Annotated in this window: 14 protein-coding genes; 11 read left to right on the top strand and 3 right to left on the bottom strand. The window is 71.5% G+C overall.

Annotated features, from left to right (window positions below):
- Positions 1-166 precede the first annotated feature (166 nt).
- Positions 167-847 (top strand): FadR/GntR family transcriptional regulator, encoded by a 681-nt coding sequence (locus OG407_RS07915; RefSeq protein ID WP_405856354.1) that lies wholly within the window; start codon positions 167-169, stop codon positions 845-847.
- A gap of 15 nt (positions 848-862) precedes the next feature.
- On the opposite strand, the gene OG407_RS07910 is transcribed toward OG407_RS07915, so the two are convergent.
- Positions 863-1,705, bottom strand: coding sequence for a PhzF family phenazine biosynthesis protein (locus tag OG407_RS07910; protein WP_405856353.1), 843 nt, complete (start codon positions 1,703-1,705; stop codon positions 863-865).
- Positions 1,706-1,754: 49 nt separating this feature from the next.
- On the opposite strand from OG407_RS07910, the gene OG407_RS07905 reads away from it, so the two are divergent.
- The 4 genes from OG407_RS07905 to OG407_RS07890 all read left to right on the top strand — a co-directional run bounded on the left by OG407_RS07905 (position 1,755) and on the right by OG407_RS07890 (position 4,851).
- Positions 1,755-2,792 carry a permease gene (locus OG407_RS07905; protein ID WP_405856351.1) on the top strand — a complete coding sequence of 346 codons (1,038 nt, stop codon included), beginning with the start codon at positions 1,755-1,757 and terminating at the stop codon, positions 2,790-2,792.
- Positions 2,789-3,535: a TIGR03943 family putative permease subunit gene (locus tag OG407_RS07900; protein ID WP_405856349.1), complete on the top strand. Its 747-nt coding sequence runs from the start codon at positions 2,789-2,791 to the stop codon at positions 3,533-3,535. The genes OG407_RS07905 and OG407_RS07900 overlap by 4 nt, the downstream gene beginning before the upstream one ends.
- Positions 3,536-3,752: 217 nt before the next feature.
- Positions 3,753-4,205, top strand: a complete 453-nt coding sequence (locus OG407_RS07895; protein ID WP_405856347.1) for a phospholipase — start codon at positions 3,753-3,755, stop codon at positions 4,203-4,205.
- 55 nt (positions 4,206-4,260) lie between these two features.
- The gene (locus OG407_RS07890) at positions 4,261-4,851 is read left to right on the top strand and encodes a dihydrofolate reductase family protein (protein WP_405856345.1); all 591 of its coding nucleotides are present in this window, start codon (positions 4,261-4,263) and stop codon (positions 4,849-4,851) included.
- Between the two features lie 35 nt (positions 4,852-4,886).
- Here the strand turns inward: OG407_RS07890 and OG407_RS07885 are convergent, their stop codons facing one another.
- Positions 4,887-5,666, bottom strand: coding sequence for a DeoR/GlpR family DNA-binding transcription regulator (locus OG407_RS07885; RefSeq protein WP_405856343.1), 780 nt, complete (start codon positions 5,664-5,666; stop codon positions 4,887-4,889).
- Between the two features lie 127 nt (positions 5,667-5,793).
- Between OG407_RS07885 and OG407_RS07880 the strand changes: the two genes are divergently transcribed.
- Together OG407_RS07880 and OG407_RS07875 are read left to right on the top strand one after the other, a co-directional pair.
- Positions 5,794-6,675, top strand: a complete 882-nt coding sequence (locus tag OG407_RS07880) for an SIS domain-containing protein (RefSeq protein WP_405856341.1) — start codon at positions 5,794-5,796, stop codon at positions 6,673-6,675.
- 33 nt (positions 6,676-6,708) lie between these two features.
- On the top strand, positions 6,709-7,578 hold the full coding sequence (locus OG407_RS07875) for a ketose-bisphosphate aldolase (protein ID WP_405856339.1): 870 nt from the start codon (positions 6,709-6,711) through the stop codon (positions 7,576-7,578).
- Here OG407_RS07875 and OG407_RS07870 read toward each other — a convergent pair.
- On the bottom strand, positions 7,568-8,701 hold the full coding sequence (locus tag OG407_RS07870) for a methyltransferase (protein WP_405868327.1): 1,134 nt from the start codon (positions 8,699-8,701) through the stop codon (positions 7,568-7,570). The genes OG407_RS07875 and OG407_RS07870 overlap by 11 nt on opposite strands.
- Before the next feature lie 77 nt (positions 8,702-8,778).
- On the opposite strand from OG407_RS07870, the gene OG407_RS07865 reads away from it, so the two are divergent.
- The 4 genes from OG407_RS07865 (at position 8,779) to OG407_RS07850 (ending at position 12,354) form a co-directional block, all read left to right on the top strand.
- On the top strand, positions 8,779-9,420 hold the full coding sequence (locus tag OG407_RS07865) for an alpha-ketoglutarate-dependent dioxygenase AlkB family protein (RefSeq protein WP_405856337.1): 642 nt from the start codon (positions 8,779-8,781) through the stop codon (positions 9,418-9,420).
- Between the two features lie 121 nt (positions 9,421-9,541).
- The gene (locus OG407_RS07860; protein WP_405856335.1) at positions 9,542-10,780 is read left to right on the top strand and encodes an ROK family protein; all 1,239 of its coding nucleotides are present in this window, start codon (positions 9,542-9,544) and stop codon (positions 10,778-10,780) included.
- 130 nt (positions 10,781-10,910) lie between these two features.
- The gene (locus OG407_RS07855) at positions 10,911-11,162 is read left to right on the top strand and encodes a hypothetical protein (protein WP_033278775.1); all 252 of its coding nucleotides are present in this window, start codon (positions 10,911-10,913) and stop codon (positions 11,160-11,162) included.
- Between the two features lie 10 nt (positions 11,163-11,172).
- On the top strand, positions 11,173-12,354 hold the full coding sequence (locus OG407_RS07850) for an SPFH domain-containing protein (RefSeq protein ID WP_366495149.1): 1,182 nt from the start codon (positions 11,173-11,175) through the stop codon (positions 12,352-12,354).
- The last annotated feature ends 72 nt before the right edge of the window (positions 12,355-12,426 follow it).

Here is a 12,426-nt window from a genome sequence, read left to right as displayed (position 1 = left end):
CGCCCGCGTTTACAGAAGCGGCACCGAAGGGGGAGGACAGCTGACATCCGTACCTGAGGCATCCGAAGCGGGGGACGAGTTCTCGCGCGTCCTCGACCGCGTCCTCCTCGGCGGCTCCCCGACCTCCGCGCTGCGCCCGGTCCGGGTCGCCTCGGCGGTCGACGAGGTGTCCGACCGACTGCTCACCGCGATCGCCGTCGGCGACTTCCTGCCCGGCGAACGGCTGCCCGCCGAGCGCGAACTCACCGGCCTGCTGCGGGTCAGCCGCCCCACCGTCCGCGAGGCGGTCGCCCGCCTCCAGGCCGTGGGCGTCGTCGAGATCCGGCGCGGCCGCAACGGCGGGACCTACGTCCGCGACAGCTGGACCGAGTCGACGGCCGCCGCCGTCCGGCACACGCTGCTGCCCCGCTGGGAGGAGTTCGAGCAACTCTTCGACCTGCGCGGCCTGGTCGAGGGCATGGTCGCGGCGACGGCGGCCCGACGCCGCAGTGCGAAGGACCTCGAACCCATGCGGGACGCCCTGTCCGCCTACCTCTCCGCGAACACCCAGCGCGACGCGCACACCGCGGACAGCGCCTTCCACCAGGCCGTCCGCGCCGCCACCGGCAACCCGCAGATCGTCATGCTCAGTCAGGACCTGCTGGCCCGCATCAGCCTCGGCTTCCCCGTCGAGCCCTGGGGCAAGGGCGAAGAGACCCACTTCCACCAGGGCGGCGAGGACCACAAGGCCCTGTACGAGGCCATCGCCGCGGGCGAACCCGAGCGCGCCGAGGAGATCGCCCGGGGCCACTTCACGATCAGCGCGGACCTGATCCGCGAGGTGCTGGCCAGGGTCCGGGCAAGCTAGACCGACACCGGTCGGCTACGACGGCAAGACCGCGCCCACGACCTCGGCGGTGCCGCCCACCTGTACGGCTGCCCCGGGCCGGGCCGTCGCGGTGATCGTGGCGGGGCTGCCGAGCGAGTCGCCCATGTCGACGGCGATCCCGGTGACACCCCGCTCCGCGAGGTCGGCGGCGAGGCAGGCGGTGCTGTTGGCGTTCGCGATGTGCTCCGGGACGCCGATCGACGGCGCGAACATGCGCGCCGCGATCCGGCCCGAGCGCGTCGGCACCGAGTAGACGTAGCAGCCGAGGAGTCCGAACCGGTCGCAGGCCGACCGGAGTTGACCGAAGTCGGGGGCGAGCGCGGCGAGCACGGACCGCGAGGCGACGGGTACCAGCAGCCGCTCCCGCCCGACCGAGGCGACCCGGGCACCGGGCGCGAGCGTGTCGCTGCCGACACCCAGCGCCGGCAGGGCGAGCCCGCACTCGGCCGCGGTCGGCTCACGCAACTCGACGGGACCGGGCTCGAAGGCGGCACGCACCCGCGCCCCCTCCCGTACGGCCCACCCGGCGAAGGAACGCCCCGCCGCACGCAGCCTGCCCCGGTACTCCGTACCTCCGGCACGCTCCGCGAGGAAGGCCAGGGCGGCGACCGTACCGTGGCCGCACGCGGGCAGTTCGCCTTCGGCGGTGAAGAAGCGCAGGGACACGGCCGACCCGCGCACCGCGACGAATACGGCGTGCGACGTCCCGGCGAGAACCGGTATCCGGCACCGCTCCTCGTCGCTCAACGGCGCCTCGTCCAGCACCGCCGTCGGACTTCCGCCCCGCCCGTCCCGCAGACACGCGCGGACGATGCTGACGGACAGTCGGCTGATCACGCGAGAACCGTACTATGTTCTGTCGCAACATCAGACATTCGGAGCAAACATGCCAAAAACGGATGAGCTGCTTGATGTGACGGAGGTGGCGATCCCGGCCGCCACCCACCCACCCGAGCGCCGGCGCCGCACCTTTCGCAGACCCCCGCCCGCGGCCGTCATCGCGCTCGGCCTCGCGGTGGCCGTCCTCGTGCTGTCGGGCACGCCATGGCTGAACGACCCCGCCGTGGCCGCCTGGCGGACCGTCTGCCTGGCCATCACCGTGCAGGCACTGCCCTTCCTCCTCCTGGGCACCGCCCTGTCCGGGGCCATCAACGCCTTTGTCCCGGCTGACCTGTTCACCAAGGTGCTGCCCAAACGGGCCGCGCTCGCCGTGCCCGTCGCGGGCATCGCGGGCGTGGTCCTGCCGGGCTGCGAGTGCGCGTCCGTGCCGGTCGCCAACAGCCTGATCCGCCGGGGTGTCACCCCGGCCGCCGCCTTCGCGTTCCTGCTCTCGGCGCCCGCGATCAACCCGATCGTGCTGACCGCCACCGCCGTCGCCTTCCCGGGCAGCCCCGCCATGGTGCTGGCCCGGCTCCTCGCCTCGCTCGCCACCGCCGCCGTCATGGGCTGGCTATGGCTCTGGCTGGGGCGTGAGGAGTGGCTGCGCCCGGTCGTGCGGCACACCGGACACCGGTCGGGGCACAGCCGCTTCACGGAGTTCCGGCTCGGCTTCCAGCACGACTTCCTGCACGCGGGCGGCTTCCTCGTGCTGGGCGCCATGGCCGCGGCCACCTTCAACGTGACCGTGCCGCGCTCGGTCCTCGACACCTTCTCGGGCTCGCCCTGGCTGTCCGTGCTGTTCCTCGCCGGGCTCGCCGTGGTCCTCGCGGTCTGCTCCGAGGCGGACGCGTTCGTCGCCGCCTCGCTCACCGGCTTCTCGCCCACCGCGCGCCTTGCCTTCATGGTCGTAGGCCCGATGGTCGACCTCAAGCTGATCGCCCTTCAGGCGGGCACCTTCGGCCGGGCGTTCGCGGTGCGTTTCTCCACCGCGACCACCGTCGTGGCCGTGGCCGCCAGCGTCCTGATCGGAGGCGCCCTGCTGTGAAGCGCACCGCCCAAGTACCGCTCCTGGTCCTGACCGGCCTGGGCCTCCTGCACACCGCCCTCTTCACCGACCTCTACCTGCGCTACGTCAAGGAGGGCCTCCGCCCGCTCCTGATCATCTCCGGCGCCCTCCTGCTGCTCCTGGGCCTGGCACACGCGATGTTCGACCGCGGCGCGGGCGACGCGGAGACCCACGACCACGACCACGAGCACGGCCATGGACACGACCACTCCACCGCCCCCCGCATCGCCTGGCTGCTCTTCCTCCCCGCGCTCAGCCTCCTCTTCTACGCCCCACCCGCCCTCGGCGCCTACACCGCCTCCCACGCGGGCAGTGAGGCCGTCAAGAAGCAGAAGGGGTTCGCCGCCCTGCCCGCGACCTCACCCCTGCCGATGACCCTCACGGACTTCACCACCCGGGTCCAGCAGGACAGGGAACTGGCCATCAAGGGACGCAGCGTCGAGATGACCGGCTTCGCGACGCCGGTCCCGGGCGGCGGCTGGGACCTGACCCGGATCATCTTCACCTGCTGCGCGGCGGACGCCCAGACGGTCAAGGTCCACATGCACGGCACCCCCGCGCCGCCCGCGAACACCTGGCTGGCCGTCACCGGAACCTGGCACACACAGGGCACGCTCGGCACACGCACCGCGGCGGCGGCCCTCGACGTCCACGGCACCCGGAACATCGCCCAACCGGTCAACGCCTTCACGGACGACCTGCCCCTGACGCCGTCGTCCTGAGACTGCCCCGAGAACCTGAACTCCGGTCGGCAGCAGGGGTGTTGACTGTCCCCCTCTGCCGGATTCCCGCATGGGGTTCATGTCCCGAACTCCCGGCATGTCCGAGAGTTGACGGGTCATTGGGACACATGCGGTGTGAAGGCGTGGTCGACGTGTAAATCATCTTGTCATGAACCTGTGATCCGACGGGCGGATCGCGGTCTCATGGAGGTGTTGGATGCACCGCAGACTCGCCACCGGTCTCGCCGCCTCAACTCTGGCTCTGGCAGCCGTCGTCGCCACCGCGACAGCCGCCACCGCGGCCCCCGCCGACAAGCCCCAGGTCCTCTCCGGCTGGACCCAGACCAGCGCGTCGAGCTACAAGCTCTGGGCCGCGGCCCGCGCCAACCGAACCGCCTGGTCCGCCTACGGGTTCGACTGGTCCACCGACTACTGCTCCGCCTCGCCCGACAACCCCTTCGGCTTCCCCTTCGCCACCTCCTGCGCCCGCCACGACTTCGGCTACCGCAACTACAAGGCCGCGAACGCTTTCAGCGCCAACAAGTCGCGGCTCGACAGCGCCCTCTACGACGATCTCAAGCGCGTCTGTGCCGGCTACAGCAGCGCCGTCGCGACCACCTGCGACAGCACGGCGTGGACGTACTACCAGGCTGTGAAGGTCTTCGGCTGACGGACCGCGGACCGCTCAGTCGATGAGTTCGGGCGGCGCGGGAGGTCTACCTGACATGACTGACAAAGTGATCTCAGGAATGTCCATGTCCCTGGACGGCTTCATCACCGCCCCGGACGACACCCGCGCCAACCCCCTCGGCGTCGGCGGCGAACGCCTGCACCGATGGGTCCAGGAAATGGACGACGCCGACGCCCGGGTCCTCGCCGAGATGGCCGACGGCGTCGGCTCCGTCCTCATGGGCCGGCACTCCTACGACGTGTGCGAAGGCGAGGGCGGCTGGGGCGACGGAGGGCCGGTGGGGAAGGTTCCCTGTGTGGTGCTCACCCACCGCGCCCCCGACCCGGCGGACGTCGTCGCCCCCGACGTGTTCACCTTCGTCACCGACGGCATCGAGTCCGCGGTGGCCCGCGCCAAGGAGATCGCCGGCGAGGGGGACGTCGGCGTCCACGGTGCGACCGCCGCCCAACAGGCCCTGAACGTCGGCCTGTTGGACGAGGTGCACATCATGCTCGTGCCCGTGCTGCTGGGCGCGGGCAAGCGGCTCTTCGACCACCTCGGCGGTCCCGTCGAACTCCGCCGGCTCTGGACGCGCGAGTCGCCGGACATCACCCACCTGCGCTTCGAGGTCCTGACCAAGCACTGACCGGGTGTCCGGGGCGGCCCGGCGCGGCTCCGCCGTCACACGGCGACGACCTCGACGCCCGCCTCCTCGAACCGCCGCACCATGTCCGCCCCGACCCCCGCGTCCGTCACCAGCGTGTTCACCGCCTGCGCCGAGCAGATCCGGGCGAACGCCCGCTGCCCGAGCTTGCTGGAGTCGGCCGCGACGATCACACGCTCGGCGCGCTCGCACAGCAGCCGGTTGATCGCGGCCTCCGCCTCGTCGTGGGCCGCCGCACCGTGCGTCACGTCGAAGGCGACCACGCCGAGCACCGCCACATCGACGGTGATCTGCGAGAGCACCCCGTCGGCGAGCGGTCCGACGAGTTCGTACGACTGCGGTCGCGCGACCCCGCCGGTCAGCACGATCTTGAACTGGGGCCGTACGGCAAGCTCGTTGGCGATGTTGAGCGCGTTGGTCACGATGGTCAGCGCGGGCGTTCCGGAGGTGAGGTCGCTGCGCACGGCCAGGGCGCGGGCCACCTCCGTGGTCGTCGTACCGCCGGTCAGGCCCACCGCCTCACCGGGCGCGACGAGTTCGGCGACCGCCTTCGCGATGCGCTGCTTCTCGGAGGCGTGCCGGGCGGTCTTGTAGCGCAACGGCAGTTCGTACGACACCCCGTGCACGACGGCGCCGCCCCGGGTGCGCACCAGCATCTGCTGCTCGGCCAGCTGGTCGAAGTCACGGCGGATCGTGGCGGCCGACACCGCGAGGTCGGCCGCGGCCTCCTCGACGTCCAGCCGGCCGCGCTCGACGAGCAGCTCCAGCAGCACCTTCCAGCGGGCGTCGCGCGACATCCGCACTCACTCTCCGTTCCTCGATTCTCCGCGACCCTAGCGCACGTTCCCTTGGTCCTCATGCTTGATTGTGCTCGAAAGCTCGCTATATCTTGCAGGAACAAGCATCAACGGGGAGAGGTACGGCATGACCTACGTCGAGGACGAGCTGAACAGTCAGCCCGAGTGCTGGATACGCGCCGCGGCGGAGGCGTCCCGGTACCGGGACGCGCTGCCGGCGCCGGGGGAGCGGGTCGCGATCGTCGGCTGCGGCACCTCGTACTTCATGGCCCAGGCGATCGCCGCCCTGCGCGAGGAGGCGGGCCAGGGTGAGACCGACGCCTTCGCCGCCTCGGAGTTCCCGCACGGGCGGACGTACGACCGGGTCCTCGCCCTCACCCGCTCCGGCACCACCACCGAAGTGCTGGAACTCCTGCGGGAGTTGAGAGGGCGCACCCGCACCACCGCGATCACCGCCGACCCGCACACGCCGGTCATGACGGCCGCCGACGAGCTGGTCGTGCTCGACTTCGCCGACGAACGGTCCGTCGTGCAGACCCGGTTCGCGACCACCGCCGTCACCCTGCTCCGCGCCCACCTGGGCCTGCACACCGACGAGGTGGTCGCCGACGCCCGCACCGCGCTCGCCGCCGGACTGCCCCAACAGCTCGTCGCCTGCACGCAGTTCACCTTCCTCGGTCGCGGCTGGACCGTCGGGCTCGCCAACGAGGCCGGGCTGAAGATGCGCGAGGCCTCACTGTCCTGGACCGAGGCCTACCCGGCGATGGAGTACCGACACGGCCCGATCAGCATCACCACCCACGGCACCGCCACCTGGATGCTCGGCGAGGCACCCGAGGGACTCGCCCAACAGGTGGGCGCCACCGGCGGGTTGTGGATCGAGGGCGGCCTCGACCCGCTCGCCGAACTCGTCCGCGCCCAGCGCCTCGCGGTCGCCGTCGCCGCGTACCGCGACCTGGACCCCGACCGCCCGCGCCATCTCACCCGCTCGGTGATCCTCGCCCCCTGAAGCCCGGAACTCCAGGCCAGGAAAGGAAAGACCGTGCCCCTCGTCACCACCGGCGAGCTCGTCACCCGCGCCGCCACCGCCCGCTCCGCGGTCGCCGCCTTCAACATCATCACGCTGGAACACGTCGAGGCCGTCATCGCCGGCGCCGAGTCCACCGGCGCCCCCGTCGTCCTCCAAGTCAGCGAGAACGCCGTCAAGTTCCGCTACGGCCGCCTCCTCCCGCTCGCCCGCGCGGCCGTCGCCGCCGCCGAACGGGCCGCCGTACCAGTGGCGTTGCACCTCGACCACGTCCAGAGCGACGGCCTTCTGCGACAGGCGCAGGCCGCCGGTTTCAGCTCCGTCATGTACGACGCGGCCCGCCTGCCCTACGCCGAGAACCTCGCCGCGACCCGCGCCGCCGCCGACTGGGCACACGCGCAAGGGCTGTGGATCGAGGCCGAGTTGGGAGAGGTCGGCGGCAAGAACGGCGAGCCGCCCCTCGACGCCCACGCACCCGGCGCACGCACCGACCCCGCCCAGGCCCGCGCCTTCGTCGCCGACTCCGGCGTGGACGCACTCGCCGTGGCCGTCGGCAGCTCGCACGCCATGACCACCCGTACGGCCACCCTCGACCACGACCTCCTCAAGCGGCTCACCGCGACCCTGGACGTCCCCCTCGTCCTGCACGGCTCCTCAGGAGTCCCCGACGACGAACTCACCGCGGCCGTCGCCGGCGGTATCACCAAGGTCAACGTGGGCACGGCCCTCAACCAGGCGATGACCGGAGCGATCCGCGCGTTCCTCGCCGCACACCCCGAGGCGGTCGACTCCCGCAAGTACCTGAGCGTGGGACGGGAGGCGATGGTGGAGGCGGTGGCCCGGATCATCGGCGTGCTCGCCGGACGCGGTGGGGCTACCGCTTGACGGCCTTCAGCACCACGAACTTCGCGTCGCTGGCCACCAGTTGGCTGTTGCCGAAGAGCCGCTTCAGCTTCACGTGGTAGGCGAGATGACGATTGCCGATCACCCACAGCTCGCCGCCCGGCCGCAGCGCGCGCCGCGCACCGGAGAACATCCGCCAGGCCGTCGCGTCGGTCGTCGCCTGGTGGGAGTGGAACGGGGGATTGTTCAGCACGAGGTCCACGCTGTCGGCCGGGACCCCGACCAGCCCGTCCCCGACCCTGAACTCGGCATGTCCGGGTGCGCCGTTGGCCTTGTACGTCGCCTCCGCCGAGGCCACGGCCTGGAACGACTCGTCCACGAACAGGACTTCGGCCTCCGGATCGGCCAGTGACACCGCCGTACCGACGACACCGTTGCCGCACCCGAGGTCAACGACCTTGCCGAGTCCGGGACTTGAGGGCAGATGCTGGAGGAGGAAACGCGTACCGATGTCGAGGCGCTCGGCGCAGAACACACCCGCGTGATTGACCACGGTCCGCCCCGAGACAACACCGATGCCGTCGGGGAGGGCGTAACTGTGCGGCCACGGGTTGGTGCCACGTGCCGCCGACGACCGGGGCGTGCAGTGGATCAGCCGGGCCTTCTTCTCGGCCAGCGAGGTCCGGGTCGGGCCGAGGATCCGCTCGAACAGCTTCAGCGTCGAGGTGTGGATCTCCTTCACCATGCCCGTGCCCACGACGACCGTCTCGGCGTGCACCGCGGGCGCCAGCCGCAGCAACTGGTCCTCCAGCAGCGCAAGGCTCTTGGGCACCCTCACGAGCAGCACGTCGACGCGCTCGGGCGGCGGATCCTGGGTGGTGAGCAGTCGTACGGAATCCCGGTCGACCTCGTTGCGCGCGAGGTTCGCCCTGGTCGCCTCCTGGGTGAGGAACGAGTCCGTGATCTGCACCGGACCGTGCTCCGCGAGCGCCGTGACGAGGGCGCCCCAGCGGTCGCCCACGATCACGACCGTGCCGGACAGCGGTGTGTCCTGTTCCGCGAGCTGCCGCAGAAGGTATTCGTCGGAGGCGTCCCAGGCGCGCAGCCGGTCGCGCGGGTCCTCGGGGAAGCGGGCCAGGGCGCGGTCGCCCCACGGAGTCGTCATTCGGTCGATATGGTCGTCCATCGTGCGCCAAGGCTAACCGAGTGCCGGCTCATGGCCGGTCGGGGCAGGATGGGGCCATGGACGCCGAGCTGTTTCCGAGAGTTCGTGCGGAGATCGCGCCGGGCGCGGTGCACGTGCCCGACTGGCTCTCCCCGGACCGCCAGCGCGACCTCCTGACAGCCTGCCGCGAGTGGGCCCGCCCTCCGGCCGGCCTGCGCACGGTCCGCACCCCCGGCGGCGGCACCATGACCGCCCGGCAGGTGTGCCTCGGCTGGCACTGGTACCCGTACGCCTACTCCCGCACGACGACCGACGGCGACGGCACCCCGGTGAAACCCTTCCCGACCTGGCTCGACGACCTGGGCCGGCAGGCGGTCACCGACACACTGGGGACGCCGACGGCGTCGTACGACATCGCCCTGATCAATTTCTACGACGGCGACGCCCGCATGGGCATGCACCGCGACAGCGACGAGAAGTCGCAGGCGCCGGTCGTCTCGCTGAGCCTGGGCGACACCTGCGTGTTCCGCTTCGGCAACACCGAGACCCGCACGAAGCCGTACACGGATGTCGAGTTGAGGAGCGGCGACCTGTTTGTGTTCGGGGGTGCGTCGAGGCTCGCCCATCACGGGGTGCCACGGGTGTACGAGGGTACGGGGCCGGGGGAGTTGGGACTGAGGGGGAGACTGAACGTGACGCTGCGAGTGAGTGGTTTTTGAACGCGGGGAGTGGGACGCGCCCTGAAGGGGCGCGGGGAACTGCGCGACAAGCCCCCACCGGCCGCCACTGTGAACGGGACCCCCAACGGTTCTCTGTACGGATCATGGGAGACTCGCCCTCATGAGCGGCAAGGCGGACCCCCGGCCGGCGGGGGATGGGACCACCTCACGGGCGCGACTGGACCGGGGCCGCGGAGCGCTCGGCCCCGCGCTGGAGCTCGTGCACACCGGCCGCGCCCCCACCCGAGCCGTACTCACCGCCGAACTGGGGGTGACCCGGGCGACGGCCGGCGCGGTAGCCGCCGAGCTGGAGGCCCTGGGCCTGATCAGGGTCGACGCCAGGCCCGGCGCGGCGGCCGGTTCGCAGGGCCGCCCCTCGCACCGCCTCGCGCTCGCGGAGGACGGCCCCGTCGTCCTCGCCGCCCAGGTCCACGCCGACGGCTTCCGCGCCGCGCTGGTCGGCCTAGGCGGCCAGATCGTGGCGACCGCGCCCGGCTGCGAGGCCGTGGACGCCGACCCCGCGAAGGTACTGGGGTCAGTCGTCGAGGCCGGTGCCGATCTGCTGCGCGAGACCGGGCGGCGGTGCGTCGGCGCCGGGCTCGCCGTGCCGTCCGCCGTGGCCGAGCCCGAAGGGCTGGCGCTCAACCCCCTCCACCTCGCCTGGCCCGCGGGCGCGCCCGTGCGGCGGATCTTCGCCGAGTGCGTGCGCGCGGCCGGCCTCACCGGACCCGCGTTCGCGGGCAACGACGTCAACCTCGCCGCGCTCGCCGAGCACCGGCACGGCGCTGGCCGCGGCGCCCGCGACCTGCTGTGCGTGGCGACCGGACACCGGGGTGTCGGCGGCGCGCTGGTGCTCGACGGGCGTCTGCACACCGGGAGTTCGGGTCTCGCGCTGGAGGTCGGGCACCTCACCGTGAACCCCGAGGGCCGCCCCTGTCACTGCGGCAGCCGCGGCTGCCTCGACGTCGAGGCCGACCCGCTCGCCTTCCTCACGGCCGCCGGCCGCGAACCCGGCCCCGAGGTGTCCCTGCTTCAGGAGTCCAACGAACTGATCCGTCGCCACTACGACGATCCGTCCGTCCGGAAGGCCGCCGAGACCCTGATCGACCGGCTCGGACTGGGGCTCGCCGGCCTGGTGAACATCCTCAACCCCGACCGGATCATCCTCGGCGGACTGCACCGCACCCTCCTCGACGCCGACCCGGACCGGCTGCGCGCGGTCGTCGCCGAAAGGAGCCTGTGGGGGCAGAGCGGGGGCGTGCCGATCCTCGCCTGCACCCTGGATCACAACAGCCTGGTCGGGGCGGCCGAGTTGGCGTGGCAGCCGGTCCTCGACGACCCGCTGGCCGCCCTGTCCTGACCGCGGCCGGTGCCGCCCGGCGGTCGCCCGGAAGACGTCGTACAAAAGGTGTGTGGTGGGCCCGTTGGGTCCGTGACCCGAGTGGGTCTATCGTCGGAAACCTAAGGCCAGAGGATGGAGGCGGCCGGTGATGCCGCAGGACGAGCCCGTGATCGGATGCACGGGAGAGGTGATCATCGAGACCCGGGGAAGCGCGGGCCCCGGCGAGATCCTCGTGCGGGTCCGGGGCGGCTCCGAGACATTCCTGGCCTGGTCGGATGATCCCCTGCCCACGGGGGCCAGGGTGCTCGTGATCGAGTCCCGTGGACGACGTGCCGTGCACGTCATCGAGTGGGCGGATCCATTGGACGCGCTGGACGGCGAACCCGCCGGCGCAGAGTGAGGAGCAAGACATGTTCGGTTACCGCGTTCCCGCCCCCGATGAGGCGATGCTGATCTCGGGTGGCAGGCGGGGACTGGGGGGCGCGCCGTTCCGAGTGGTGACGGGGCACGGAAAGTTCGTGCTGCCGGTTTTCCGCAAGACCCGTTTTCTCACGCTGTCGATGTGCGAGGCCGAGGTCACCGAGACCTGTGTGACCCGGCAGGGCATCGCGCTGCACGTCCGCGCCGTGATCGCGTTCAAGGTCGGCAACGACACCGAGAGCATCATCAACGCGGGCCAGCGGTTCCTCTCCGACCAGGACCAGATGTCGGTGCTGACCGGCCGGATCTTCGCAGGTCACCTGCGGTCCATCATCGGCTCGATGACGGTCGAGGAGATCGTCACGGAGCGGCAGAAGCTCGCCGCCGAGGTGCTGGACACGTCAAAGGTCGAGATGGCGAAGATCGGCCTGATCGTGGACTCGCTGCAGATCCAGTCGATCGACGACGGCGAGGTCGGCTACATCGAGGCCATGTCCGCACCGCACAAGGCGGCCATCCAGCGGCAGGCCCAGATCGCCCAGGCCCAGGCCACCCAGGCCTCCGTCGAGGCGGAGCAGGTCGCGGCCCGCAACCAGGCCGAGTACGCCCGGCAGACCGCGGTCGTCAAGGCCGAGTATTCGGCCGAGGTCGACCGCGCCCAGGCGCAGGCCGCGCAGGCCGGACCGCTCGCGCAGGCACACGCCCAGCAGGAAGTGCTCGCCGCGCAGACCGAACTCGCCCAGCGCCAGGCCGAGTTGCGGCAGCAGCAGCTGGTCGCCGAGATCGTCAAGCCGGCCGAGGCCGAGGCCCAGCGGATCAAACTGCTCGCCATCGCCGAGGCGGAGCGGATGAAGATCCAGGCCGAGGCGGCGGCGTCGTACGACCGCGTCGCGCTCGACCGGATGCTGATCGACCAGCTTCCGCAGATCGTGAAGGAAGCGGCGGGGGGTCTCGCGGGGGCCAACGTCAACGTCCTCAATGGCGCGGACGGCCTCGGCGAGATCGCCGCGGGCCTGGTCTCGCAGGGGCTGACGATCCTGGACTCGGTCCGGGGGAACCTGAGCGGGTCGGACCCGGACGGGCGTCGGCCCGGCGACGAGGTCAAGAACCTGCTCCAGTTGCAGGCGAAGAAGGACGAGAAGAAGAACGACGGGCCGGTTGATCTGGACTAGGCGCTCCGCTGGGAGTATCGAGGCGGCGTGCGTTGTCGGTTGGCTGCGGCGCCGTTGTGGCTGGTCGCGCAG

Origin of the sequence: Streptomyces sp. NBC_01515 (genome assembly GCF_045040345.1) — a bacterium.
In the GTDB taxonomy this organism is placed as follows: Bacteria; Actinomycetota; Actinomycetes; order Streptomycetales; family Streptomycetaceae; genus Streptomyces.
The sequence above is the reverse complement of the archived record's forward strand: the minus strand, read 5'-3'. Positions and strand labels throughout refer to the sequence as shown.